We start from the raw sequence: 24,253 nt of genomic DNA on the forward strand, positions 1-24,253 counted from the left end.
CTCAGATGTCCCCGGCGCCGTCAAGGATGGGGCGGATCACCACGGGGTACTCGGGGGCGCCCGCGGGCTGCGGGCAGCGGGCGATGCGCTCGGCGATCTCCGTGACCCGTTCCAGGCTCGCGCAGTCCAGCACCCAGTAGCCGGCCAGCAGCTCCTTGGTCTCGCTGTACGGCCCGTCGGTGATCACGGCCTTGCCGTCCGCGCCGAGGCCGACGTGCCGGACCTTCGCGGGCTCGGCGAGACCCTGGCCGTCGACCATCTCGCCGCTCTCGGCCAGATCGTCGTTGATCGCGCTCATGAAGGCGTACATCGCCTGGATCTCCTGCTCGCTCCAGGCCGGGGAGTTCGCGGAGGCCTTGCCGCGCATGGCCTCGTAGTCGGCCTGGGTTCCCTGCACCATGACCAGGTACTTCATGAGTCCACTCCTTCGGCTCCGGCCACCCCTTACGGGCGGCTCTCACAGGGAACGTCGGAGCCGGGCCCGGGTTCTCGACAGGGTTCAGGATTTTTTCGCGGCGGATTTCCCGCCGATCTTCTTCGCGCGCCCGCCCTCGGGCTCACTGCCCTCCTCGACGTGCGTCTCGCAATGGGGATTCCGGCATGGCCCGGCCACCCAGACCGGGACCCACGCGCCCAGCGTCTTGTGACGCTTGACGACTGTCTCGACAGACTGTCCACAGGCGGGACAGGCATGTTTTTCGCTGTCCATGCCTTCAGAGTAGGGCGGACAGGGCGTCAGCGCTTCCTGTTGTACGTCCGCACGAAGACGCCGTTCTTGAAGGTGCGGACGTCGTCGAGCCCGAACTCGGTGATCGCGAAGCCGGATCCGAACATCGGCATGCCCGAGCCGATGGTGACCGGGTACGTCTTGATGACGAGTTCGTCGATCAGGTCGAACAGTTCGCCCGCGATCTGGGATCCACCGCACAGATAGATCCCCAGCTCCCCTTCCTCGGCCTTCAGTTCGCGGACCTTGCCGACCAGGTCGTCGGCGACGATCTCGACGTTGGGGTCGGGCGACTCGGTCAGGGTGCGCGAGGCGACGTACTCGCGCAGGTGGGCGTAGGGGCTGGTGATGCCCTCCTTCAGGCCCTCGTTGTAGCTGCCGCGCCCCTGGACGACGGTGTCCCACCGCTTGTTCTCGAGTCCGTCGAGTCCGAGGGCCCTGCGGCCCGCGGTCGCCAGGGTCTCCGGGTACTCGGCCGCGAGGAACGCCAGGAACTCCTCGTCGACGAACGGCATCATGAACGTCGCGTCGCCGTTCTCGTCCCCGATGAAGCCGTCGATGGAACAGGCGATGAAGTACGTGAGCTTGCGCAAGCTGGTCTCTTTCCGTCGGCTGTGTGCTGGCTGTGTACTGCCCGTTGAACGACTTCATTTGTAGTGCTTCACTTGTAGTGGTTGCAAGGTGTTTTCGGCATCGGGCACAAGTAGGAAAGGGGATTCCGCATGGCGAGCAATCCGGAGCGACGGGCGGCGCTGGTCGACGCGGGCGTCGAGGTGCTCTCACGGGAGGGTGCGCGGGGGCTGACGTTCCGTGCGGTGGACGCCGAGGCCGGGGTGCCGGTGGGGACCGCCTCCAACTACTTCACCGGGCGCGACGACCTGCTGCGCCAGATAGACGCCCGGCTGCATGTACGACTCGCTCCCGATCCCTCGGTGCTCGCCGAGCTGATGACCGGACCGAAGGACCGCGCGCTGGTCACGGCCTTCATGCACGACCTCATGGCCCGCGCGACCCACGACCGCACCGGCTATCTGGCCCTCCTGGAAATGCGCCTCGAAGCCACCCGCCGCCCCGAACTCCGGGAGTCCTACACCAAGTCGGTGCGCGGAGACCTCGACCACGGCATGCAGTTCCACCGTGACGCGGGACTCCCCGGCGGCGACGAAACGGTCGTGGTCCTCTACCTCGCGATGCTCGGCCTGATCCTGGAACACCTGACCCTGCCGGGAGTACTGGCCGGGGCGCTGCCGGGAGTGGGGGTGCCGGAGGGAATGGTGGAGCGGGTTGTGGGGGCGGTGGTGCCGGAGGGGTAGCCGGGCCCCGCACCGCGGCCCCCGGCGTCCCCCAGGCCCTCGCGGGTGCGTCCCGCTCGCGTCGGATCAGCCGCGCGGCTCGCGCCACATCGGCCACATCTGGGGGCCGGCCGGGAGGTCGAGCGCGGGGCCGGTGGGCTGGAAGCCGAGGCGTTCGTACAGGGCGCGGCTGCGGGCGCTGCTCGCCTCCAGGTAGGCGGAGAGGCCCTCGCGGTCGCAGCGGTCGAGGACCGAGGCGATGAGCGCGGTGCCCAGGCCCTGGCCCTGGTGCTCCGGTGCCACGCCGATCATCCACAGGTATTCGTGGGCGCGGCCGGCGGGGTGGATGTCCGCCGTCAGCCGGCCGATCAGCTCGACGCGCTCGTTGTCCGGGTCGACCTCCGCGCGCAGCTCGGCGGGACCATCGGCGCCCTCCTCGTCCGCGTGCTCGCCGTCCGGCACCGGCAGCCACAGCGCACAGGCCGTACCGTCCTCGGTGACGTCGACGCGCCCCTCGGCCAGCACGATGTCGGTGAAGGCGGCCATGAGCCGAGGGTGGGTCGTACGACGGTGCTCGTCGCCCGGGAACACCCACCGGCTGACCGGGTCGTCCTGGAACGCCGCGTCCAACAGTCCGACGACCAGCTCACGATCCTCTTCGCCCGCCGCCCGGATCGCCACACCCATGTTCCGCCGCCCCTCGAATCAACTGACCGTGACCGTACGGGCGTTGACTCTATCGGGGTCCAAGTGGCGAGTGAGCCCAAAAAAGGGCGGGGCCCGCACGCCGTGGGGATGTGCGGGACCCGCCTGACCGGAGCCCCTCGGGGCCGTGCGGGGTCAGGAGCCGCACGGCCCCGGGGGCTCCGGGGTCCGGGTCGACTGCTTTCGCAGAGCAGTACGGACTACTGAGGTACCAGCGCTCAACTGGTGCGCCGTGTCACGAACTCGGCCAGGGCCAGCAGTCCCCCCGCCGCCGCCGGCTCGGGCACCGCACGGGACAGCTCCGCCATCGCGCGGGCCATCCGGTCGGCCGCCTGGGCCTGCGCCCAGTCACGTCCACCGGCCCGCTCGACGGCGAGTGCCGTCCGGTCCAGGTCCTCCTTCGCGTACGGAGTCGCGTAGAGCTCCGCCAGCTCCGCGCCCGCCGGGGTGCCGGAGGCCAGCGCGGCGACCACCGGCAGGGACTTCTTGCGGACCGCGAGGTCGGCCCCGGCCGGTTTGCCGGTGTGGCGCGGGTCGCCCCATATGCCGATCACGTCGTCGATGAGCTGGAAGGCGAGCCCGGCCTCCCGGCCGAACGCGTCCAGCGCCTCGACGTCCTCCCGCGACGCGCCCGCGTACAGCGCTCCCAGCGCACAGGCGCATCCGAGCAGTGCGCCGGTCTTGGCCTCGGCCATGGCGAGCACCTCGTCGAGGGTCACCTCGTCGGGGCCCTGTGTCTCCATGGCCGTGTCCGCGTGCTGTCCGGCGCACAACTCGACGACACAGGCCGTGAGCCGGGCGGCCGCGGCACCGGCCGCCGGGTGCGGGTCCTGGGCGAGCAGCCCGAGGGCGAGCGCCTGGAGGGTGTCCCCGGCGAGGATCGCGTCGGCGTCACCGAACACCGTCCACGCGGTGGGCCGGTGCCGTCGGGTGGTGTCCCGGTCCATCACGTCGTCGTGCAGCAGCGTGAAGTTGTGGACCAGCTCCACCGCGGCGGCCGCCCGCACGGCCACCTCCCGCGCCGCCGCTCCCCCCAGTGCGGCGGCCGCGGTGAGGACGAGTGCGGGCCGTATCGCCTTGCCGGCATTGCCCGCCGCCGGGGTGCCGTCGGCGTGCTCCCAGCCGAAGTGGTGGAGCGCGATCCGGCGCATGGAGCCGGGCAGCGACTCGATCGCCTCGCGCAGCACGGGGTCGACCGACGCCCGTGCCCGCTCCAGGATCACCGCCGCCTCGTGCCCGTCGAGCGGCTCCGTCCCAGCGGGGTGCTGTGTCGCCTCCCTCATGAGCTCGGCCATGGAGGTCCCCTCGGAGAGTCCGCGGACGGTGGCGTTTCCGCTGCGACTGGGCGCATACGACCGGGGTGTACCCGCCCGCGGGGGCGGGGACACGGTTCCCAGCTGCAGAAACGTCACCTCCACCGGCCGATCTCGACGTTCTCCAGCACACCGAGCGCGTCCGGCACAAGCACCGCGGCCGAGTAGTACGCCGTCACCAGGTACTTGATGATCGCCTGCTCATTGATGCCCATGAACCGCACCGACAGGCTCGGCTCGATCTCGTCCGGGATACCGGCCTGCTGCAGACCGATGACACCCTGCTCGGCCTCGCCGGTACGCATCGCGATGATCGAGGTCGTACGGGCCTCGGTGACCGGGATCTTGTTGCACGGGTAGATCGGCACCCCTCGCCAGGTGGGGATGCGGTTGCCGCCCACGTCGATGGTCTCGGGGACGAGTCCGCGCTTGTTGAGCTCACGCCCGATCGCGGAGATCGCGCGCGGATGCGCGAGCAGCAGCTTGGTGCCGCGCCGCCTGCTGAGGAGCTCGTCCAGGTCGTCGGGGCCGGGCACGCCGTCGTGCGGCTGGATGCGCTGGTCGTACTCGCAGTTGCTGAGCAGCCCGAACTCGCGGTTGTTGACGAGCTCGTGCTCCTGGCGCTCCCGCAACGCCTCCACCGTCAGCCTCAGTTGCTGCTCGGTCTGGTTCATCGGCTGGTTGTAGAGGTCGGCCACACGCGAGTGGATGCGCAACACGGTCTGGGCCACGCTCAGTTCGTACTCACGGGGCCGGGCCTCGTAGTCCACGAAGGTGTGCGGGATGTCCGGCTCACCGCTGTGGCCGGCCGCGAGGTCGATCGCCTTCTCACCGTATTTGTTGGTGCTCTGCTCCGGGATCGCGCGCAGCGCCTGGAGGTGCTCACGCAGGGAGTCGGTGCGCTCGGCGACCTGCTCGACGGCGTTCCGCGGAAGGACGAGCACCGTGCAGCCGGTGACCGCGCGCGCGGTGTACTCCCAGATGGCCTCGGGGTCGAGCAGCGCCTGGTCGCCGAAGTAGGCGCCGTCGGCGAGAGCTCCGAGGACGGCGTCGTCGCCGTAGGGGCCCGTGCCGATCTTCTCCACCCTGCCGTGCGCCAGCAGGAAGACCACGTCGGCCTGGCTGCCGAACGAGGCGATCACGTCCCCCGCCGCGAACTCGCGCTGCTCACACCGCCGGGCGAGCTCCGTGAGCACCTCCTCGTCCTCGTACGACCGAAGCGCCGGCAGTTCGCACAGCTCCTCCGGGATGACCTCGACCCGATCGCCCGTCTTCACAAAAGTGACCCGGCCGTCCCCCACGGCGTAGGTCAGCCGCCGGTTCACGCGGTACGTACCGCCTTGAACATTCACCCAGGGCAGCGTGCGCAGCAGCCAACGAGAGCTGATCTCCTGCATCTGGGGTGCGGACTTGGTGGTGGTGGCCAGGTTCCGCGCGGCCGCCGTGCCGAGACTCTGCTGCGGCCGGCCCTGCTCGGTGCGGACCTCTTCGCCTACCGACATATGAGAATTGCCCTCCCGGTCATACCCCGGCGCCGGTCTGCACCGAGGCATCGATCTGCGGACCAGCCTTCCATCACGGAGCGTGCCGGTGCTATTACACGAAAGAGTTGGAATGGATCTTCGATAACTGGGCAATACCGAGATCTCGCACACCGTTCCCGGCCCGGTGTCCGAAACGGCTCGCACACCGTACGAACCAGGTGGTCCCGGCTGTCCGCCCCGGGTACAAGCAGCGGTACGAGCCGGTCGCGACAGGCGGTCGCCGCGCAAACGAAGGAGGCGGCATGGCCCCACCCATGTCCGCGAGCACGTTCCTGGACGCACTGCGGGACGAGGGCGTCACCGTCGTCCAGGTCGGCGACTGGAGACATCACAACCGCAATCACAAGGGCCCTTGGGGCCCGGTGCACGGCGTGATGATCCACCACACGGTGACCAAGGGCAGCGAACGCACCGTCGAACTCTGCCGCGACGGCTACGAGGGACTCCCCGGCCCGCTCTGCCACGGCGTGATCACCAAGGACGGCCGCGTCCACCTCGTCGGCTACGGCCGCGCCAACCACGCGGGCCTCGGCGACGACGACATCCTGCGCGCGGTGATCGCCGAGAAGGCCCTCCCGCCGGACAACGAGGCGAACACCGACGGCAACCGCCACTTCTACGGCTTCGAGTGCGAGAACCTCGGCGACGGCCGGGACCCGTGGCCGGCGGCCCAACTGGACGCGATCGAGAAGGTCGCCGCCGCGATCTGCCGCCACCACGGCTGGACGGAACGGTCGGTCATCGGCCACCTGGAGTGGCAGCCCGGGAAGGTGGACCCTCGCGGCTTCACGATGGCGTCGATGCGGGCACGGATCAGGGACCGTCTGAAGTGAGGGGCCGTCCGAAGTAAAGGGCCGTCCGAAGTAACGGCACGGATGTTCCGGGGGCGACCACACAGGCGACAATGGGGCGTGACCAGCACCGACCTCGCCGCCCTGCACCCCCGGCTCCCGTCGCCGCTGCAGGAGATCGAGGACGACCGCTTCACCCGCCGGGGCGTCCGCCTCCTCCTGAAACGCGACGACCTCATCCACCCCGACCTCGTCGGCAACAAGTGGCGCAAGCTCGCCCCGAACCTCACGGCCGCGGCGGGCCGCACGCTGCTCACCTTCGGCGGCGCCTACTCCAACCATCTGCGCGCGACGGCTGCCGCGGGGCGGTTGCTGAGCCTGCCGACGGTCGGCGTGGTCCGCGGCGACGAACTGGCCGACCGCCCCCTGAACCCCTCCCTGACCCGCTGCGTGTCCGACGGCATGCGGCTGCTTTTCGTCGACAGATCGACCTATCGCCGCAAGAGCGAGCCGTCGACTCTGGCAGCGGTACTGCGCGCGGCCGGCGCCGAGGACGCGTACGTCGTGCCCGAGGGCGGGAGCAACGCGCTTGCGGTACGGGGCTGTCGGGCACTCGGCGAGGAGTTGCGGGGGCGGGCCGACGTGGTCGCGGTGGCGTGCGGGACGGGCGGCACCTTCGCGGGGCTGGCGGCGGGACTGGGGCCGGGTCAGCGGGCGTTGGGGATACCGGTGCTCAAGGGCGGTTTCCTGACGGCCGACATAGAGGGTCTGCAGCGGGAGGCGTTCGGGGGCCGTCGTGGTGAGTGGTCGCTGGACGACCGGTTCCACTTCGGGGGGTACGCACGGACGACACCCGAACTCGAGGCCTTCGCGGAGGACTTCGAAGGACGGCATGGGGTGGGGGTGGAGCGGCTGTATGTCGCCAAGTTGCTGTACGGACTTGTCGCGTTGTCGGAAGAGGACACGTTCCCGGCGGGGACCACGGTGGTCGCGGTGGTCACCGGGGCTCCGTTCCCCGAGTGACTATCGGGACTTCTTGCGGAACCCTCGCTTCGTCGCCGACTTCCCCATCAGCTTCTGGGCCTGCCGGCCCTTGCCGATCTTCGTGTAGGCCTCGGCCAGATCGCGGCGGGCGACCCGCGTGTCCGAGTGAGCGTCTCCGTAGATGCTACGGAGAGCGGCGTACGCGGCCTCCAGCAACGGCACGGCTTCACGGAAGAGACGCAGCTCATACAGAGTGACGCCGAGGCTGTGCTCTGTACTGACCGTGTCCTCGTGGTTCGTACCGAGGACACGACGCCGTCTCTCCAGCGTGTCCTCGAACAGGCGACGGGCCTCGTCGTACCTGCCCAGCCCGTGCAGGGTGGCAGCGAGCCCGTGGGCCGCCTCCAGGGTGTCGGGGTGCTCCTGCCCCAGAGCACCCCGTCGCCAGGCGAAGACATCCACGAGGAGGCGATGTGCCTCGTCGTACTCACGCAGCTCGTAATGGACCTTGGTGAGAGCGTGGATGGATCTCACGGTGTCGTGATGGTCGTCTCCATAGGCACGGCGCCGCCGGAGGAGCGTGTCCTCGCACAGGGGCCGGGCCTCATCATGTCTGCCCAGCTCCATGAGGCTGATGGCCAGACGCTCGACCGCGGTGAGCGTCAGAGGGTGATCGTCACCGAGAGTGCTGCGGCAGCGTTCCCGGGTTTCACTTTGCCGGCGATGGGCCTCGGCCACATCACCGAGCAGGCGGAGGGTCTCCGCCTGGTTGAGGGACGAGCGGAGTGTGTCGGGGTGGTTGTCCCCGAGAACGCGCCGCCGACGGGCCAGTGTGTCCTCGTCCATTTCGCGTGCCACGACGAACTCTCCCCGCGAGTGGAGGGACGCGGCCACGTTGTTGGCCGACTGAAGTGTGTCTGGGTGGTCAGCCCCCAGAACGCGCTCACGACGGGCCAGGGTGTCCTCGTACAGGCGCCGCGACGCCACACGCTCACCGAGGATGGAGAGAATCGCGGCAAGGTCGTTGGCGGAGTGCAGCGTGTCGGGGTGGTCGTCGCCCAGTGTCCGCCGACGACGGGTGAAAGCGTCCTCGATGACCGTTCTGGCGCCCTTGAGGTCGCCGAGGTCCGATGTCGCGTGCCCCAGGTACTGCGTGCAGGTCAGGACATCGGGGTCGTCCGGGCCGAGTTGGGCGGTCCATGCCTCGCGCAGTGTGGCGGCGAGTTCGGCGGCGGCCTTGGGCTGGGCGCTGCGGATGAGGAAGTGCACCGCGTCGCGGAGCACAGGGCGCAGCTCGGGCCGGCCGGCGACGTCGATGTGCGGTGAGACGAGGTGCGAGGACAGAGTCGCCCACATGGGCCAGTTGGCTGGGTTCTGCGGATCACCGGGGGTGACAGCGGCCAGGACGGCAGCCGTGTCGTCGTGGACCGCCTCCGCCTGCGTCACATCGACCTGGTCACGAAGGACGGCCTGCGTCAGCCGGTGCACCTGGAAGGCCCCGCCGTCGATACGGACCAGGCTGTAGCGGCGCAGGGGTTCGAGCGTGGATCTCATCCATGTCAGCTCGTCCGGATGGGCCGGAACCGTGGTCAGCCGGGCGCGCGCGTTCACCAACCAGTCGGTCGGGATCGGATCCGGGCCGAGGAACGCCGTGAGCCGGAGCAGGGCCGCGGCGTCAGGGTGCTCGTCCGCGAGATCCCCGGCGGCGATACCCACCGCGGCCGCCAGCGACACGGGGTAGTCCGGATCCTCCCCCTCCCGCAGGATCCTCGTGTTCTCGCGCAGCAGCCGCAGATAGAGCCCGGCATGCGTCCCCTTCTCGATCATGTCCGCCGCCTGAGCCAACGCCAGCGGAAGATCACCGAGTTCAGCGGCCAGCGCATCGGCCTCGCCCTCGGTCACACTCGGGACGCGGTTCTTGAAGTACGCCAGTGAGTCCGCCCGCGTGAACACGTCCAGGGACATCGGACGGGCGAGCCGGCGCCAGTTGGGGTTGCGGGACGTGATCAGGACGTGCCCGGAGCCTTCCGGCAGCCAGCGTTCTACCTGTTCGGGATCCTCCGCGTTGTCGAGGATGATCAGCCACCGTCGCCGGTCACGCAGTGCCGTCAGCAGCGTGCGGGCGTTGTGCTCGGCGCCCGCTTCCTTCAGCGCGATGCCGAGCCGGTCGGCCAACTCCGTGTAGTGGACGGGGATCTGGTCGGACTGTTCCGCGTCGATCCACCACACCAGGTCGTACTCGCCGGCGAACCGGTACGCGTATTCCAGGACGATCTGCGACTTGCCGATGCCGCCCATCCCGTGCAGTGCCACGACGGAGTGCCGGTCGGCGGGCAGGCTGTCGCGGAGCTGGGCGATCTGGGTCTCACGGCCGGAGAAGTCACGGTTGCGGCGGCGGCTCACATTCCACACGCCGGACTCGCCGGTGCCGCCGGGCAGCGGGGGCTTCGGGCCGTGCGGCACGACCGGCTCCTCGGGCACCTCGGCCGTGTTCCCCGGGAACGCGGGGCGTTCGGTCGGCCGCCGGTTTCCGGTCACCGCGGTCCGCAGCGCCTCGACGGCGGCCTTCTCGTCCAGCCCGTACAGGTTCTTGCGGATCCTCGCGGCGAGCATCGCGGGTACGTCGACACCGGCGAGCGGCTCCACGGCCAGGGGTATCAGCCGGTCCCGCCGGGCGACCACGGCCGACCACTCCTCCTGCGTCCAGCGCCCCCGCTCGAAGTACGACGTGGACAACAGCGCGACGACCGCTTCCGCCCGCCTCAGCCCCTCGTCCATGCGCTGGACGAAGTCGTCCCCGGTGTCCCAGTCCCACACGTCGAGGACCGTCGAGTGGCCGCTCTCCTCGAGATGCCACGCCACCCACTCGGCCCACGGCCGGTCCGCTCCCGCGTAACTGATGAAGTAGGTGTCGGCCACTCCGCCCCCCGAGTCACCCCGTGCCGATCGTGTCCCGCCTATGATCCCCCGTCAGACCGCCGCGGGAGTACGGAAATCGTCACGCCGCCTCCCGATACGCCGCCGCCTCCTCCAGGTCCAGCCTGCGCAGCAGGGTCCGCAGCATCTCGTCGTCGATGTAGCGCCCGTCCCGCAGCTTCACGAACACCTCGCGTTCGGCGCCGATCATCTCCCGGGACAGCCGGCGGTACGTGTCGTCGACGGTCTCGCCGGTCACCGGGTTCACCGAGCCGAGACGCTCCCAGACGGCGTTGCGGCGGCGTTCCAGGACCGTGCGGAGGCGGTCGGCGAGGGGTTGTGGGAGGGAGTTGCGTTCGTCGGAGAGAAGGCTGTCCAGGGTGCGTTCGGCGGCCCGGGAGGCCTGTGCCTGGGCGTTGGCCTCCGCCAGGGTCTCGGCCTGGGCGTCGCGGCCGGGGAGCTTCAGCAGGCGGATCAGCGGGGGCAGGGTGACGCCCTGGACCACCAGGGTGCCGATGACGGTGGTGAAGGTCAGGAAGAGGATGAGGTTGCGGCCGGGGAACGGCTCGCCGCCGTGCATGGTCTCGGGGATCGAGAAGGCGATGGCCAGCGAGACGACACCGCGCATGCCGGCCCAGGCGATGACGAACGGCGCCTTCCAGGTGGGGTTGTCCTCACGCTCCCTGATCCGCGCGGAGAGCAGGCGCGGCAGGAAGGTCGCGGGGTACACCCAGACGAACCTGGACACGACGACCACCGCGAAGACGGCCACCGCGTACCAGGCGGCGTCGCCACCCTCGTACTCCCCGAGACCCTTCACCACGACGCGCAGCTGCAGGCCGATGAGGGCGAAGACCGACGACTCCAGGACGAAGGCGACCATCTTCCACACGGCGTCCTCCTGGAGGCGTGTGGCGAAGTCGACCTCCCACGCGCGGTGTCCGAGGAAGAGGGCCACCACCACGACCGCGAGGACTCCGGAGGCGTGGAACTGCTCGGCGGCGGCGTAGGCGACGAAGGGGATCAGCAGGGAGAGGGTGTTCTGGAGCAGCGGTTCCTTGAGGTGGGTGCGCAGCCAGTGGATCGGGACCATCAGGATCAGACCGACCGCGACGCCGCCGACCGCCGCGAGCAGGAACTCGCCGATGCCGCCCGCCCAGGACGCGCCCTCGCCGACCGCGGCCGCGAGGGCGACCCGGTAGGCGGTGATCGCGGTGGCGTCGTTCACCAGGGACTCGCCCTGGAGGATCGTGGTGATCCGGGACGGCAGCCCCACCCGGCGCGCGACCGCCGTCGCCGCGACCGCGTCCGGCGGCGCCACCACCGCGCCCAGGACGAGTGCCCCGGTCAGCGACAGTCCGGGCACGATCTGGTAGGCGGCCCAGCCGACGACGAAGGTCGCGAAGAGCACGTACCCCACGGACAGCAGCGCCACGGGCCGCAGTTGCGCGCGCAGGTCGAGGTAGGAGCTGTCGGTGGCCGCCGAGTGCAGCAGCGGGGGCAGCACGAGGGGCAGGACGACGTCCGGGTCGAGGGTGTACTCCGGGACCCCCGGGACGTACGAGAGCACCAGCCCCACCGCGACCAGCAGCAGCGGTGCCGGCACCGGGGTGCGCCGGGCCGCCGCGGCCACCGCGGCGCTGCCCGCCACCAGCAACAGCAGTGGCATCACGTCCATGATCCTCGCCCGCCCTCGTTTTTCTGCGCGGCCTTCCGCGCAGCCGTCGTAATCTGGCAATCATGAAACAGTGCACGCATGCCGACGCGCTGCCGCACCCGGAACCCGCCCCGCTGAGCGACACGTGTGTCGAGTGTCTGCGCGAGGGCCGGCACCCGGTGCAGCTGCGACTGTGCCTCGACTGCGGCCACGTCGGCTGCTGCGACTCCTCGCCGGGCAGACACGCCACCGAGCACCACAAGGATTCCGGACACCCGATCATGCGGACATTCGAACCCGGTGAGAGCTGGCGCTGGTGCTTCGTGGACCACGTACTCGTATGACCTCGGACCGCTCCGGTTTTCGACGGTTCGACCGTCTGACGTCTGGGTACGTCAACCCGGCGCGCGTTCTTCCCAATTGGAGCCGCAGACCTCTAGACACGGAGCGTATCCACAGTTTTACTGTGAGTGACGCCGAGGGGTTGGGGTCCTGGGGACAGGAAAGTTGAGAGCGCGATAGCGTCACCGCTGAACCACACTTCGCGTTACCCCGGGGGGCGACCCTCGGCCCCGAAAAGCTTGTACCACCTTGGAGGTGAGGGTGTCCCAGATCGCAGGCGAGCCCGCGACCCAGGACTTCGTGGAAGTCCGGCTGCCGGCTGCCGGTGCCTACCTGTCGGTGCTGCGTACGGCGACAGCCGGCCTCGCGGCCCGTTTGGACTTCACCCTCGACGAGATCGAGGACCTGCGCATCGCGGTGGACGAGGCCTGCGCGATCCTGCTCCAGCAGGCCGTGCCCGGCTCGGTGCTCAGTTGCGTCTTCCGCCTCGTCGACGATTCACTCGAGGTCACCGTCTCGGCGCCGACCACGGACGGTCACGCCCCCGCGCGTGACACCTTCGCCTGGACCGTCCTGTCCGCTCTCGCGGGCAAGGTCTCCTCCGCCGTGGACGACGACAAAACCGTTTCGATCAGCCTCTACAAACAGCGCGGCGCGGGACCCGGGCCGGCGTGAGGACAGGGGACGGGCCGGTGCGTGACGAAGAGCGCGGCACACGGGAGCCGTCGGCCGAGGGCACAGGCGGGTCCCGACGTACGGGGGACGGTGTCAACGGCATCCCCGAACAGGCCCGGCCGCATCCGGAGGACGACTCGCCGGAGGCCGGCTTCCTGGACGACGGGCAGCGGGATCAGGAAGGCGCCGTACAGAGCGTGCCTCTGGACGGACGGATCGGGGTCTCCCCTGTCCGAGCAGAGACGAGGGCTCGGGGAAGGGCGACGGGCGGGACGATGAGCGAGCACCAGCGAGACGACCAACAGGGCGCACAGAGTGGGCAGGCCACGCAGCACAACCCTCAGGACCGCAGCGGAGCGCGGGCACTGTTCATCGAGCTGCGCAAGCTGCACGACGGCAGCACGGAGTACGCGGACCTGCGCAACCGGCTGGTCCGTATGCACCTGCCGCTCGTCGAGCACCTCGCGCGCCGCTTCCGCAACCGCGGCGAGCCGCTGGACGATCTGACCCAGGTCGCCACCATCGGCCTGATCAAGTCGGTCGACCGCTTCGACCCGGAGCGTGGCGTCGAGTTCTCGACGTACGCGACCCCGACGGTCGTCGGCGAGATCAAGCGGCACTTCCGGGACAAGGGCTGGGCGGTCCGCGTCCCGCGCAGGCTCCAGGAGCTGCGCCTCGCGCTGACCACGGCGACGGCGGAGCTCTCGCAGCGGCACGGCCGCTCCCCCACGGTCCACGAGCTGGCCGAGAAGCTGGGCATCTCGGAGGAGGAGGTCCTGGAGGGCCTGGAGTCCGCCAACGCGTACTCCACGCTGTCCCTGGACGTCCCCGACACGGACGACGAGTCCCCGGCGGTCGCGGACACCCTGGGCGCGTACGACGAGGCCCTGGAGGGCGTCGAGTACCGCGAGTCCCTCAAGCCGCTGCTCGAGGATCTGCCCCCGCGCGAGAAGCGGATCCTGCTGCTCCGTTTCTTCGGCAACATGACGCAGTCGCAGATCGCGCAGGAGGTCGGCATCTCGCAGATGCATGTCTCCCGGCTGCTGGCGCGGACGCTGGCTCAGCTGCGGGAGAAGCTCCTGGTGGAGGAGTAGTCGAGGGCCGGGCCCTACTTCTCAGCACCGCCGGCGTTGCCGGGCCCGCGGATTCCGAGGGCCCGGGTCGTCTCTCCGTTGACGAGCAGGACGAGCGCGGTGACCGCGACGACCGCGAGCACGATCCCCGCCGGGATCGCCACACTGTCGGCCTGCAGCAGGTTGTAGGCCACGGGCAGCGCCAGGATCTGTGTGATGACGGCGGGCCCCCGGCTCCAGCCACGGCGGGCGAGCAGCCCCCGTGCGGCGAGCAGCGGCAGCAGGGCGAGGACGATCACCGTGATGCCGCCGGTGACACCGGTCTGCCTGTTGTCCGGGTCGCCCGTGAACCCCGCCACGAGCATCCACACGCCCCCGACAAGCAGTGCGAGCCCCTCCAGCGCGGCCAGCGCGGCAGCGTAGGTCAGCCGCCGCGGACGCGGACCGACGGTTTCCTCGGGAACGGGCGTCTGCTCACTGGTCACCTGTGAAGGGTATCCGCCGCCCACGGCGCCCCCATGGCGGGCCCGAGCGTCTCTCCGGCGGATCGGGAGGCATGGCCGACACCCACCGGCGCCTGCTCGACAGCTCCGCGCACCGCTCCCGGCGGACCCGGAAACTCCCCCGCGGAGCCGGGCGCACCCGGCGGGCGCGAGTGCCTCCGTGGCGAGGTTCACGTGCTCATCTCTTACTTGATCCCTACCTCGGCCTGTGCCGGGTACCACCCAGTAGGTACCCTGCAACTCATGCGTGCACTTCTCGTGGTCAATCCGGCAGCTACCACCACAAGCGCACGTACGCGCGATGTGCTGATCCACGCGCTCGCGAGCGAGATGAAGCTCGAGGCGGTCACCACCGAGTACCGAGGGCACGCGCGCGACCTGGGCAGGCAGGCGGCGGAGAGCCGGGACGTCGATCTGGTGGTCGCCCTCGGCGGCGACGGGACGGTCAACGAGGTCGTCAACGGCCTGCTGCACGCCGGGCCCGATCCGGAGCGGCTCCCCCGTCTCGCCGTGGTCCCCGGCGGCTCCACCAACGTCTTCGCACGCGCCCTGGGCCTGCCCAACGACGCCGTGGAGGCCACCGGCGCGATCCTGGACGCACTGCGCGACGGCAGCGAGCGCACGGTCGGCCTGGGCCTGACCTCGGGCACGCCCGGCACGGAGGACGAGGCGGTGCCCGCGCGCTGGTTCACCTTCAACGCGGGCCTCGGTTTCGACGCCGGCGTGGTCGGCCGGGTCGAGCAGCAGCGGGAGCGCGGCAGGAAGTCGACGCATGCGCTGTACGTCCGCCAGGCCATGCGTCAGTTCTTCGGCGAGGCCCACCGCCGGCACGGCACGATCACATTGGAGCGCCCGGACGCCGATCCGGTGACCGATCTGGTGCTGTCCATAGTCTCGAACACTTCTCCGTGGACGTTCCTGGGCAATCACCCGATGTACGCGTCGCCTAAGGCCTCGTTCGATAAAGGCCTCGACGTACTCGGTCTCAGCCGAATGACGACGACCGCGGTTGCCCGGTATGGCACCCAGTTGCTCACTTCGTCCCCCGAGCGTGGCCCGCATGGCAAGCATGCGTTCTCCCTGCACGACCTGGACCAGTTCACCTTGCATTCCAAGGTGCCCCTGCCCCTTCAGATGGACGGCGACCACCTCGGGCTGCGTACGAGCGTGACGTTCACAGGCGTACGCCGTGCACTGCGTGTGATTGTGTGAGCAGAAAGGGCTGAAGTCCTTTCACTCGAACGTTTAGGCCAGGATCCACCCCATGGAAGTACGGCTGTGACCTAGTCGACACCGAGGAATCAAAAAAAACTTTCCGGAAGGGGTTGTATCCGCCGCTGAGGTTTGCGAGTCTCTACGTGGCGATCGGGACAGCCCGCAACACCGGCTCCACAGATCACCGGAACCCCTCTTCAATCACAGGACCTCGTCAGGGAAACCCGACTGGTGGCCCTTCACTTGTTGAGGGATTCGTGAAAGCGTTCACATTCACAAGCAACTTGCATGTAATACCAAGGAGAGGTAGCAGCCATGGACTGGCGTCACAACGCCGTTTGCCGCGAGGAAGACCCCGAGCTCTTCTTCCCCATCGGCAACACCGGTCCTGCGCTGCTGCAGATCGAGGAAGCCAAGGCCGTCTGCCGCCGCTGCCCCGTCATGGAGCAGTGCCTGCAGTGGGCGCTCGAGTCCGGCCAGGACTCCGGCGTCTGGGGTGGTCTCAGCGAGGACGAGCGTCGCGCCATGAAGCGCCGTGCCGCCCGCAACCGGGCCCGTCAGGCTTCTGCCTGATACACCCACCCCGCCTGAGCTTGGCGGCGCGTACAGCAAGTACGCATCTCCCGCCCCCGAGCCGCAGCGCGCAGTACCCCCCGATGCGCAGCACAAGCTGGCAACGAGCATTCGAGCCCCGGACCACTTCAGGTCCGGGGCTTCTTGCTGTGCCCGTTTACTGAACACAGCGCGTTTCACTCCTACTTGTTCGCGCTCACCGGAACGTCCAGGATCACCCGGGTGCCGCCCTCCGGCACCGGAACCATGTCGAACGTTCCGCCCAACTCGCCCTCGACCAGCGTCCGTACGATCTGGAGACCGAGGTTGCCCCCGGTGTGCGGGTCGAAGCCCTCGGGCAGACCGACCCCGTCGTCCTGGACCGTGACCAGGAGGCGGGCGTCCTTCGTCGTACCACCGCGGACGGCCGAGACCTCGACCGTGCCGGTCTCACCCTCGCGAAAGCCGTGTTCCAGGGCGTTCTGGAGGATCTCGGTCAGCACCATCGACAGCGGGGTGGCGACCTCGGCGTCGAGGATGCCGAAGCGACCGGTGCGCCGGCCGGTGACCTTGCCGGGCGAGATCTCCGCGACCATCGCCAGGACCCGGTCGGCGATCTCGTCGAACTCCACGCGCTCGTCCAGGTTCTGAGACAGCGTCTCATGCACGATCGCGATCGACCCGACCCGTCGTACCGCCTCCTCGAGGGCTTCGCGGCCGCGATCGGATTCGATACGGCGGGCCTGGAGGCGCAGCAGGGCCGCGACCGTCTGGAGGTTGTTCTTCACCCGGTGGTGGATCTCCCGGATGGTCGCGTCCTTGGTGATCAACTCGCGCTCGCGGCGCCGCAGTTCGGTGACGTCACGGAGCAGGACCAGCGAACCGATGCGGGTGCCCTTGGGCTTCAGCGGGATCGCCCTGAACTGGATGACCCCGTCACCCGACTCGATCTCGAACTCGCGCGGCGCCCAGCCGCTGGCGACCTTGGCGAGCGCCTCGTCCACCGGGCCGCGGGTGGGGGCGAGTTCGGCGGTGGTCATGCCGAGGTGGTGGCCGACCAGGTCGGAGGCGAGGCCGAGACGGTGGTAGGCGGACAGCGCGTTCGGGGAGGCGTACTGGACGACACCGTCGGCGTCGAGGCGGATCAGGCCGTCGCCGACGCGTGGGGCGGCGTCCATGTCCATCTGCTGGTTCGCGAACGGGAAGGATCCGGCCGCGATCATCTGCGCGAGGTCCGACGCGCTCTGCAGATAGGTCAGTTCGAGACGGCTCGGGGTGCGCACGGTGAGCAGGTTGGTGTTGCGCGCGATGACACCGAGGACGCGCCCCTCCCGTCGTACGGGGATCGACTCGACCCGTACGGGGACCTCTTCGCGCCACTCCGGATCGCCTTCGCGCACGATCCGGCCCTCGTCGAGCGCGGCGTCGAGGAGCGGGCGGCGGCCGCGTGGGACGAGGTGGCCGACCATGTCGTCCTGATAGGAGGTGGGGCCGGTGTTGGGGCGCATCTGCGCCACGGACACATACCGGGCGCCGTCCCGGGTGGGCACCCACAGCACGAGGTCGGCGAAGGAGAGGTCGGAGAGCAGTTGCCACTCCGACACCAGCAGATGGAGCCACTCGAGGTCGGAGTCGTCGAGGGCGGTGTGCTGGCGGACCAGTTCGTTCATGGAGGGCACGTGTGCGAGCGTACCTGGCGGTATGTGGATGGCCTAAAAGCGCCGGGGATCGTACGGCCGTACGCACCGAGCCGGTCCGAACGAGCCCTGAGAACACCCGCGGGCCGCGGCGCCTGAGAGGGACCCTCAACCCTCTCGGCACCGCAGCCCGGAGCAACATCGGCCGCGGGGTGTGCGGTCCCGGTCGGCCGAAGGATGAGGAGCCGGGGCAGTCAGGGCAGAGAGCACCGGTTCCTCGGTCCGTCTTCCTGTGCGGGGAAGACGGAAGTCTGTGTATTCAGTTCTCTGCAACGCATTGTGGACTAGACCACTCGATGTGTCCATGCGTTGGAGGCTGTTCGTTGTTGTCAGTTCTCCGAGGGTCTCCGAAGTGGCTCGACCCCCGCTGGAGAACTGATCGGACGCCCTAGCATCCACCACGCAGCCTAACCCGTGTGGGTTCATGTGCGGGGCCAGATGGCCATGGCAATTTCCGCGAGCGCCTCCCGTTCCGCCCGGATACGACTCTCGAAGGCGGCGATGGTGGCGTTGCGCCGGTCGCGCGGGGAGTCCGCGACCTCCGGGGTCGACCGGGGGTCCCTGCTGAGCCTGCACCGGCTCCCCGGCCGATCGCCCCCGTCAGCGGGTCTCCGTCACCTTCGCCAGGGCGCGCGGCGCGTCCGGGTCCTGGCCGCGGGCGATCGTGACCTCGTAGGCGAGGAGTTGCAGCGGGAGGATCTCCAGGACGGGCTGGAGCTCCTCGGGGACGCCCTCGGTGGGCAGGACGAAGCCGGCCGAGGCCTGTTCGACCTGGCCGGCGGGGCCGATGACGACCAGGTCGGCGCCGCGGCCGCGCAGTCGGTCGAGGACGGGCTGGAGAGCCTCGCCGCCCTTGCCGTCGGTGACGACCGCGATGACCGGGGAGACGTTGTCGACCATGGCGAGGGGACCGTGCAGAAGGTCGGCGCCGGAGTAGGAGAGGGCGGGGATGTAGCTGGTCTCCATCAGCTTGAGGGCGGCCTCCTTGGCCGTGGGGTAGCCGTAGCCGCGCGAGGTGATCACCATGCGCTCGGCGAAGCGGTAGCGGGAGGCGAGGGCGCGGACCTCGTCCTGCCGGCCGAGGAGCTGTTCGGCGAGGTCGGGCAGGTTTTTCGCGGGGGCGCCGTCGCCGCCGCGCAGGCCCTCGACGAAGAGATAGAGCGCGAGGAGGGAGGCGGTGTAGGTCTTGGTCGCGGGGAGGGCCTTCTCCGGTCCGGCCATGATGTCGACGTGGTACTCGGAGACGCCGGCCAGCGGTGAGTCGGGGTTGTTGGTGACGGCGAGGGTGATCGCGCCGGCCTCGCGGGCGGCCCGGGTCGAGGCCACGAGGTCCGGGGAGCCGCCGGACTGACTGACGGTGACGACCAGGACGTCGGTGAGGTCGGGGCGGGCGCCGTAGGCGGTAGTGGTCGACATCGAGGTCAGACCGCAGGGCAGGCCGAGGCGGATCTCCAGGAGGTACTTGGCGTAGAGCGCGGCGTTGTCGGAGGTGCCGCGGGCGGCGAGCAGGACGAAGCGGGGGTTGCGGGCGGCGATCTCCTGGGCGACCTGCCGGATGCCGGGGGCGCCCTCCTCCAGGATCCGGCGGAGCACGGCAGGCTGCTCGGCCATCTCACGGGCCATGATCCGGCCGGGGAGTTCGCTCTGGGGCTCCGATGTCGTGGCGGTCATGCGAAGGTCCTCCCGGGTGGGGCCGTGCGTCCGGTTCTCGAGTGGCCGGCGGCCTCTCCTATTCCACTCCCCCGGGCGCGGAGACGCCTGTGCGGGGTGCGGATCCGTCCGTCTCGGCATCTCGTCCACACCTGTTCGCAGCCGTCTCGTACGGGCCGCTTCACCTGGGCAGGGAAAGCTGATTCTGTTAAATTGGTCTAAACCACATAGCCCTTTCAGAACGGCAGGCCCAGCGTGGAAGTTGTCATCGTTCCGGACGCCAAGTCGGGCGGCGAGCTCATCGCCGAGGCCATGGCGCAGCTTCTGCGGCGCAAGCCCGACGCGCTGCTCGGCGTGGCCACCGGCTCGACACCGCTGCCGATCTATCAGGCACTCACCACGAAGGTGCGGGCCGGTGCGGTGGACGCCTCGCGGGCGCGGATCGCCCAGCTCGACGAGTACGTGGGGCTTCCTGCCGAGCATCCGGAGTCGTACCGGTCGGTGCTGCGGCGCGAGGTGCTGGAGCCGCTGGGGATCGGGATCTCCTCCTTCATCGGGCCGGACGGTACGGCGGAGGACGTTCAAGGGGCGTGCGAGGCGTACGACGCGGCGCTGGCGAACGCCGGGGGTGTGGATCTGCAGTTGCTCGGGATCGGGACCGACGGGCACATCGGGTTCAACGAGCCGTGTTCTTCGTTGGCCTCACGGACCCGGATCAAGACGTTGACCGAGCAGACTCGGGTGGACAACGCGCGGTTCTTCGACGGGGACATCTCGCAGGTGCCGCATCACGTGATCACCCAGGGGATCGGGACGATCCTGGAGGCCCGGCATCTGGTGCTGCTCGCCACGGGCGAGGGGAAGGCGGACGCGGTGGCGGCGACGGTGGAGGGGCCGGTCGCTGCGGTGTGTCCGGCGTCGGCGTTGCAGTTGCATCCGCATGCGACGGTTGTGGTCGACGAGGGTGCCGCGTCCAAGTTGAAGCTGGCGGACTACTTCCGGCACACGTATGTCAACAAGCCGGAGTGGCAGGGGATTTAGCGGGGTCTCGTCTGCCGGGTCCGGTTTGCTGCCGGGTGCGGGTCCGATGTGGCTGGTCGCGCCCACGCGGCGGAGCCGCGAATCGATACAGCCCCGCGCCCCTGAAGGCACACACAGGCGCCGGTTCCCTTCCGAGGAACCGGCGCCTGTCTCGTCGTAGCGACTACTCCCCCGCGATGATCTCCGCCGCCGCCCTGCCGCACACCCTTGCCGCGCCGTGCGTGGCGATGTGCAGGGCGCCTCGTGCGGGGGCCTGGGGGACGCCCATCTCGACCACGATCGTGTCCGGGCGGCTGCGGAGGACGCTGTCCAGGGCCGCCGTCATCCAGGGGTGGCGGTGTTCGTCGCGGACGACGGCGACGATGCGGCGCCGACCCGCTGCCGCCAGTGCGGCCATGCCGGCGCCCTCGCCCGCGAAGCTGCCCGTCTCCGTGCCGGGCAGGAGGCGGGTGAGTTCCGCCGCCACTCCCCACGGGGTCTCGTCGCCCACCGCGAAGTTGGCGACCGGGGTGAAGGCGGCGACGTAGGGCGGTTCGGTGAGGGGGGTGGAGTTCTCGGCGCCGGTCAGGGTGAGGGCTCGGCGGGCTGCGCGGAGGCCTACCTCCGGGTCCGCCTCGGCCTCCGTGTCGGCCGCCGATGCCGCCGCGGTCCAGCGGGCCAGGGAGCGGACGCGTTCCGCCGCGTCCGCCAGGCGCTCCTCGGGGAGTTCGCCCGAGCGGACCGCCGACACCAACGCGTCGCGCAGACTTCGTACCGTCTCGTCGTCCGCCAGGCCGCCGCCCACACAGATCGCGTCCGCGCCGGCGGCGACGGCCAGCACGCTGCCGCGTTCGATGCCGTAGGTGCCCGCGATGGCCCGCATCTCCATGCCGTCGGTGACGATCAGGCCGTCGTAGCCGAGTTCGCCGCGAAGAAGGTCCGTCAGCACTTTGCGGGACAGCGTCGCCGGGTACTCGGGGTCCAGGGCCGGCACCAGGATGTGGGCGCTCATCACCGCGCGGGAGCCGGCGGCGATCGCGGCGCGGAACGGGGAGAGTTCACGGGACATCAGCACCGGGAGGTCCACGTCGATACGCGGCAGGGCGTGGTGGGAGTCGATCGCCGTGTCGCCGTGGCCCGGGAAGTGCTTCGTGCAGGCGGCGACTCCGGCCGACTGAAGGCCCGTGACGTAGGCCGCCGTGTGCCGGGCTACCAGGTCCGCGGAGGCGCCGAAGGAGCGGACGCCGATCACCGGGTTGTCCGGGTTCGAGTTCACGTCGGCCGACGGGGCCCAGTTGAGGTTGACCCCGCAGGCGGCGAGGCGGCGGCCCAGTTCGGAGGCCACCTCGCGCGTCAGGTCCGTGTCGTCGACCGCGCCGAGTGCGTGATTGCCGGGGAAGGAGGAGCCCGTCCGCACCTCCAGGCGTGTGACATCGCCGCCCTCCTCGTCGATGGCGACCAGGACGTCGTCGCGCTCGGCGCGCAACTGGGCGGTGAGCGCGGACAGTTGGTCCGGGGACGCGATGTTGCGGCCGAACAGGCCCACCGAGGCGAGCCCCTCCCCCAGGCGGCGCAGCAGCCAGTCGGGGGCGGTGGTGCCGGTGAAGCCGGGCTGGAGGACGGTCAGGGCGTCGCGGGTGAGTGTGTCTGTACCGCTGGCGAAAGTCGTCATCGGGTGGCGTTATCCCTTCACCGCGCCGGCGGTCAGACCCGCGGCCATCTTGCGCTGGACGAGGAGGAACAGGACGACGATCGGCACGGCCATCAGGGTGGATCCGGCCATCATCGGGGCGTATTCGGTGCCGTGCTTGGTGGTGAAGTTGCCCAGCCAGACGGTCGCCGTCTGGTTCTCCTGGCTGAGCAGCATGAGGGCGTAGAGGTACTCGTTCCAGGCCTGGATGAAACCGTAGACCGAGGTGGCGACCATGCCGGGGGCGAGGAGCGGGAAGACCACGCGCAGGAACGCGGTCGTGCGGGAGCAGCCGTCCACCATCGCCGCCTCCTCCAGCTCCTTCGGGATGTTGACGATGAAGCCGCGCAGCGTCCACACCGTGAAGGGGAGGATGAAGGTCAGATAGGTGAGGACCAGGCCGGACAACCGGTCGTACTGGCCGAGGTCGTTGAGCAGCAGGAAGACCGGGATGATCATCGCGACCAGCGGGACCATCTGGACCGCCAGGATGCCGACGATCACGATCTTGCGGCCGCGGAAGGCGAACCGGGAGATGGCGAGCGCGGCCAGCAGGCCGATGACGATGCCGATCGCCACCACCGAGAGGGACACGACGAGGCTGCGGCCGACCGGGCCCCAGAAGTCGGCGATGTTCAGCGCCCGGTCGAAGTTGGAGAACGTGATGCCGGTGGGCAGCAGGCTCGGGTCCGGGTCGATGGCGTCCTTGGCCGGCTTGAAGGCCGTGTTGAGCATCCAGTAGACGGGGAAGCCGGCGGTGACGAAGACGAGGAGACCGAGGAGGTTCCAGCCGGCCTTGGACTTCCGGCGCCCTGAACGGCCCTGCGAACCGCGCCCCGACGTGGCGCTCGCGCTCATGCTGGTCATTCGACGTCTCCGATCTTCAGCATCTGACGCATGTAGACCGCGACCACGCCGAGCAGGAGCAGCACGGTGAGCAGGGCGATCGCCGAGCCCTGGGCGTAGTCGTTGACCACGAAGGCACGGTCGTAGGAGTAGGTGGTGAGGAGCTGGAACTCCGCCTCCGGATGCCCGTTGCGCATCACGAAGACCTGCGGGAAGACACCCATGTCCCAGATGACCGAGAGCGTCGTGAGCATCACGATGATCGGCTTGAGGATGGGGAGGGTGACGAAACGGAAGACGCCCCAGGCGCCCGCGCCGTCGAGGCGGGCCGCCTCCTCCAGCTCGGCCGGGACCTGGGTGAGCCCGGCGCTGAGGGTGATCACGACGAAGGGGACGGCTCCCCAGACCACCAGCAGCATGATCACGGCCAGGCCCTGCGGCCCGCTCGCGAACCAGTTGTGGCCGACCATCTCGACCCCGGGCAACTTGCTGAGCAGCGCGTTGAGGATGCCGTAGTCCGCGTCGAAGAGCCACTTGAAGACCGTGGTGGCGACGATGATCGGCATGCCCCAGCTGGCCACCAGGGCGATGTTGACGAGGGTCTTCACCCAGCCGGAGACCCGCTGGAGCAGCAGCGCGATCAGCATGCCGGCGACCATCGTGAAGATGACGCAGCCGGCCGCGAAGACGACCGTGCGCACGACGACCGCCCAGAACTCGCCGTCGCCCAGCACCTTGCCGAAGTTGTCGAACCCGACCGACTCGGCCGGCTTGAAGCCCCACAGCTGGGACTGCCCGAACTCCTGGAAGGACAGGGTGACCAGGCGGACCAGCGGATAGCCGAGGACGAGCGCCAGGATCAGCAGACAGGGGGCGAGCAGCAGCCAGGGGGTGCCGGCTCCGCCGGGACTCCGCCTTCTGGCCGGCTTCTTCCCCACGGCCGGTGCTGGTGGTGGTGACTGCCGCGCCGGCGGCACTTTGGCAGTGGTCGTGTCTGCGGCACTCATCCGCGCGCTCCTCAGCGGTCCCTCAGGTCGTACGAGAAGCAGGGCCCCGTCAGG

The 24,253-nt window shown here is 69.7% G+C and carries 23 protein-coding genes; 9 read left to right on the plus strand and 14 right to left on the minus strand.

What is annotated here, in order from left to right:
* Position 1: 1 nt before the first annotated feature.
* From ACWD3I_RS21385 to ACWD3I_RS21395, 3 genes are all read right to left on the minus strand, one after another.
* Positions 2–415: a YciI family protein gene (locus tag ACWD3I_RS21385; protein ID WP_365392839.1), complete on the minus strand. Its 414-nt coding sequence runs from the start codon at positions 413–415 to the stop codon at positions 2–4.
* An 84-nt stretch (positions 416–499) separates the two neighbouring features.
* Positions 500–709, minus strand: coding sequence for an LITAF-like zinc ribbon domain-containing protein (locus ACWD3I_RS21390; RefSeq protein ID WP_365392837.1), 210 nt, complete (start codon positions 707–709; stop codon positions 500–502).
* Positions 710–735: 26 nt separating this feature from the next.
* Positions 736–1,320, minus strand: coding sequence for a dihydrofolate reductase family protein (locus ACWD3I_RS21395; protein WP_365392834.1), 585 nt, complete (start codon positions 1,318–1,320; stop codon positions 736–738).
* 129 nt (positions 1,321–1,449) lie between these two features.
* On the opposite strand from ACWD3I_RS21395, the gene ACWD3I_RS21400 reads away from it, so the two are divergent.
* Positions 1,450–2,040 carry a TetR/AcrR family transcriptional regulator gene (locus ACWD3I_RS21400; protein ID WP_365392831.1) on the plus strand — a complete coding sequence of 197 codons (591 nt, stop codon included), beginning with the start codon at positions 1,450–1,452 and terminating at the stop codon, positions 2,038–2,040.
* Between the two features lie 66 nt (positions 2,041–2,106).
* Here the strand turns inward: ACWD3I_RS21400 and ACWD3I_RS21405 are convergent, their stop codons facing one another.
* From ACWD3I_RS21405 to ACWD3I_RS21415, 3 genes are all read right to left on the minus strand, one after another.
* Positions 2,107–2,706 carry a GNAT family N-acetyltransferase gene (locus ACWD3I_RS21405; protein ID WP_365392828.1) on the minus strand — a complete coding sequence of 200 codons (600 nt, stop codon included), beginning with the start codon at positions 2,704–2,706 and terminating at the stop codon, positions 2,107–2,109.
* A gap of 236 nt (positions 2,707–2,942) precedes the next feature.
* Entirely contained in the window at positions 2,943–4,019 is a 1,077-nt protein-coding gene (locus ACWD3I_RS21410) for a family 2 encapsulin nanocompartment cargo protein polyprenyl transferase (RefSeq protein ID WP_365392826.1), read from the minus strand.
* Between the two features lie 113 nt (positions 4,020–4,132).
* Positions 4,133–5,539, minus strand: a complete 1,407-nt coding sequence (locus ACWD3I_RS21415; RefSeq protein ID WP_365392823.1) for a family 2B encapsulin nanocompartment shell protein — start codon at positions 5,537–5,539, stop codon at positions 4,133–4,135.
* 284 nt (positions 5,540–5,823) lie between these two features.
* Here ACWD3I_RS21415 and ACWD3I_RS21420 point away from each other — a divergent pair, with 284 nt between their 5' ends.
* Positions 5,824–6,414: an N-acetylmuramoyl-L-alanine amidase gene (locus ACWD3I_RS21420; RefSeq protein ID WP_365392820.1), complete on the plus strand. Its 591-nt coding sequence runs from the start codon at positions 5,824–5,826 to the stop codon at positions 6,412–6,414.
* Positions 6,415–6,492: 78 nt separating this feature from the next.
* Entirely contained in the window at positions 6,493–7,395 is a 903-nt protein-coding gene (locus ACWD3I_RS21425; protein WP_365392817.1) for a 1-aminocyclopropane-1-carboxylate deaminase/D-cysteine desulfhydrase, read from the plus strand.
* On the opposite strand, the gene fxsT is transcribed toward ACWD3I_RS21425, so the two are convergent.
* Entirely contained in the window at positions 7,396–10,275 is a 2,880-nt protein-coding gene (fxsT, locus tag ACWD3I_RS21430; RefSeq protein ID WP_365392814.1) for an FxSxx-COOH system tetratricopeptide repeat protein, read from the minus strand.
* A gap of 79 nt (positions 10,276–10,354) precedes the next feature.
* Positions 10,355–11,950: a Na+/H+ antiporter gene (locus tag ACWD3I_RS21435; protein ID WP_365392811.1), complete on the minus strand. Its 1,596-nt coding sequence runs from the start codon at positions 11,948–11,950 to the stop codon at positions 10,355–10,357.
* Between the two features lie 62 nt (positions 11,951–12,012).
* Between ACWD3I_RS21435 and ACWD3I_RS21440 the strand changes: the two genes are divergently transcribed.
* The 3 genes from ACWD3I_RS21440 to ACWD3I_RS21450 all read left to right on the plus strand — a co-directional run bounded on the left by ACWD3I_RS21440 (position 12,013) and on the right by ACWD3I_RS21450 (position 14,040).
* On the plus strand, positions 12,013–12,273 hold the full coding sequence (locus ACWD3I_RS21440) for a UBP-type zinc finger domain-containing protein (RefSeq protein WP_095046657.1): 261 nt from the start codon (positions 12,013–12,015) through the stop codon (positions 12,271–12,273).
* Between the two features lie 259 nt (positions 12,274–12,532).
* Positions 12,533–12,946, plus strand: a complete 414-nt coding sequence (locus ACWD3I_RS21445) for an ATP-binding protein (protein ID WP_030784224.1) — start codon at positions 12,533–12,535, stop codon at positions 12,944–12,946.
* Positions 12,947–12,963: 17 nt separating this feature from the next.
* On the plus strand, positions 12,964–14,040 hold the full coding sequence (locus tag ACWD3I_RS21450; RefSeq protein ID WP_451084137.1) for an RNA polymerase sigma factor SigF: 1,077 nt from the start codon (positions 12,964–12,966) through the stop codon (positions 14,038–14,040).
* 14 nt (positions 14,041–14,054) lie between these two features.
* Here the strand turns inward: ACWD3I_RS21450 and ACWD3I_RS21455 are convergent, their stop codons facing one another.
* Complete coding sequence (locus ACWD3I_RS21455) at positions 14,055–14,504, minus strand: hypothetical protein (protein ID WP_365392805.1); 450 nt, start codon at positions 14,502–14,504, stop codon at positions 14,055–14,057.
* 261 nt (positions 14,505–14,765) lie between these two features.
* Here ACWD3I_RS21455 and ACWD3I_RS21460 point away from each other — a divergent pair, with 261 nt between their 5' ends.
* Positions 14,766–15,734, plus strand: coding sequence for a diacylglycerol/lipid kinase family protein (locus ACWD3I_RS21460; protein ID WP_046260433.1), 969 nt, complete (start codon positions 14,766–14,768; stop codon positions 15,732–15,734).
* A 318-nt stretch (positions 15,735–16,052) separates the two neighbouring features.
* Positions 16,053–16,310: a WhiB family transcriptional regulator gene (locus ACWD3I_RS21465; protein WP_016639615.1), complete on the plus strand. Its 258-nt coding sequence runs from the start codon at positions 16,053–16,055 to the stop codon at positions 16,308–16,310.
* A gap of 182 nt (positions 16,311–16,492) precedes the next feature.
* Here ACWD3I_RS21465 and ACWD3I_RS21470 read toward each other — a convergent pair whose 3' ends face one another.
* On the minus strand, positions 16,493–17,959 hold the full coding sequence (locus ACWD3I_RS21470) for a sensor histidine kinase (protein WP_365393231.1): 1,467 nt from the start codon (positions 17,957–17,959) through the stop codon (positions 16,493–16,495).
* Positions 17,960–18,586: 627 nt separating this feature from the next.
* A complete protein-coding gene (locus tag ACWD3I_RS21475) occupies positions 18,587–19,657 on the minus strand; it encodes an SIS domain-containing protein (protein ID WP_365392801.1) in 1,071 nt (356 codons plus the stop codon).
* Positions 19,658–19,891: 234 nt separating this feature from the next.
* Here ACWD3I_RS21475 and nagB point away from each other — a divergent pair, with 234 nt between their 5' ends.
* Positions 19,892–20,677 carry a glucosamine-6-phosphate deaminase gene (gene nagB / locus ACWD3I_RS21480; protein WP_365392798.1) on the plus strand — a complete coding sequence of 262 codons (786 nt, stop codon included), beginning with the start codon at positions 19,892–19,894 and terminating at the stop codon, positions 20,675–20,677.
* Positions 20,678–20,840: 163 nt separating this feature from the next.
* Here the strand turns inward: nagB and ACWD3I_RS21485 are convergent, their stop codons facing one another.
* From ACWD3I_RS21485 to ACWD3I_RS21495, 3 genes are read right to left on the minus strand one after another with little or no spacing between them, the layout of a single operon-like run.
* Positions 20,841–22,328 carry a glycoside hydrolase family 3 protein gene (locus ACWD3I_RS21485; RefSeq protein WP_365392795.1) on the minus strand — a complete coding sequence of 496 codons (1,488 nt, stop codon included), beginning with the start codon at positions 22,326–22,328 and terminating at the stop codon, positions 20,841–20,843.
* Positions 22,329–22,337: 9 nt separating this feature from the next.
* Positions 22,338–23,213, minus strand: a complete 876-nt coding sequence (locus tag ACWD3I_RS21490; RefSeq protein WP_365392792.1) for a carbohydrate ABC transporter permease — start codon at positions 23,211–23,213, stop codon at positions 22,338–22,340.
* Positions 23,210–24,199, minus strand: a complete 990-nt coding sequence (locus ACWD3I_RS21495; RefSeq protein WP_365392789.1) for a carbohydrate ABC transporter permease — start codon at positions 24,197–24,199, stop codon at positions 23,210–23,212. Before ACWD3I_RS21495 ends, ACWD3I_RS21490 begins: the two co-directional genes overlap by 4 nt.
* Positions 24,200–24,253: the final 54 nt, after the last annotated feature.

Source organism: Streptomyces sp. NPDC002817 (assembly GCF_053592055.1).

Coding starts and splice junctions, on each gene's coding strand:
- ACWD3I_RS21385 (WP_365392839.1), bottom strand. CDS start 415: ATGAAGTACCTGGTCATGGTGCAGGGAACCCAGGCCGACTACGAGGCC.
- ACWD3I_RS21390 (WP_365392837.1), bottom strand. CDS start 709: ATGGACAGCGAAAAACATGCCTGTCCCGCCTGTGGACAGTCTGTCGAG.
- ACWD3I_RS21400 (WP_365392831.1), top strand. CDS start 1,450: ATGGCGAGCAATCCGGAGCGACGGGCGGCGCTGGTCGACGCGGGCGTC.
- ACWD3I_RS21405 (WP_365392828.1), bottom strand. CDS start 2,706: ATGGGTGTGGCGATCCGGGCGGCGGGCGAAGAGGATCGTGAGCTGGTC.
- ACWD3I_RS21410 (WP_365392826.1), bottom strand. CDS start 4,019: ATGGCCGAGCTCATGAGGGAGGCGACACAGCACCCCGCTGGGACGGAG.
- ACWD3I_RS21415 (WP_365392823.1), bottom strand. CDS start 5,539: ATGTCGGTAGGCGAAGAGGTCCGCACCGAGCAGGGCCGGCCGCAGCAG.
- ACWD3I_RS21420 (WP_365392820.1), top strand. CDS start 5,824: ATGGCCCCACCCATGTCCGCGAGCACGTTCCTGGACGCACTGCGGGAC.
- ACWD3I_RS21435 (WP_365392811.1), bottom strand. CDS start 11,950: ATGGACGTGATGCCACTGCTGTTGCTGGTGGCGGGCAGCGCCGCGGTG.
- ACWD3I_RS21440 (WP_095046657.1), top strand. CDS start 12,013: ATGAAACAGTGCACGCATGCCGACGCGCTGCCGCACCCGGAACCCGCC.
- ACWD3I_RS21460 (WP_046260433.1), top strand. CDS start 14,766: ATGCGTGCACTTCTCGTGGTCAATCCGGCAGCTACCACCACAAGCGCA.
- ACWD3I_RS21465 (WP_016639615.1), top strand. CDS start 16,053: ATGGACTGGCGTCACAACGCCGTTTGCCGCGAGGAAGACCCCGAGCTC.
- ACWD3I_RS21470 (WP_365393231.1), bottom strand. CDS start 17,959: ATGAACGAACTGGTCCGCCAGCACACCGCCCTCGACGACTCCGACCTC.
- ACWD3I_RS21475 (WP_365392801.1), bottom strand. CDS start 19,657: ATGACCGCCACGACATCGGAGCCCCAGAGCGAACTCCCCGGCCGGATC.
- ACWD3I_RS21485 (WP_365392795.1), bottom strand. CDS start 22,328: ATGACGACTTTCGCCAGCGGTACAGACACACTCACCCGCGACGCCCTG.
- ACWD3I_RS21490 (WP_365392792.1), bottom strand. CDS start 23,213: ATGACCAGCATGAGCGCGAGCGCCACGTCGGGGCGCGGTTCGCAGGGC.
- ACWD3I_RS21495 (WP_365392789.1), bottom strand. CDS start 24,199: ATGAGTGCCGCAGACACGACCACTGCCAAAGTGCCGCCGGCGCGGCAG.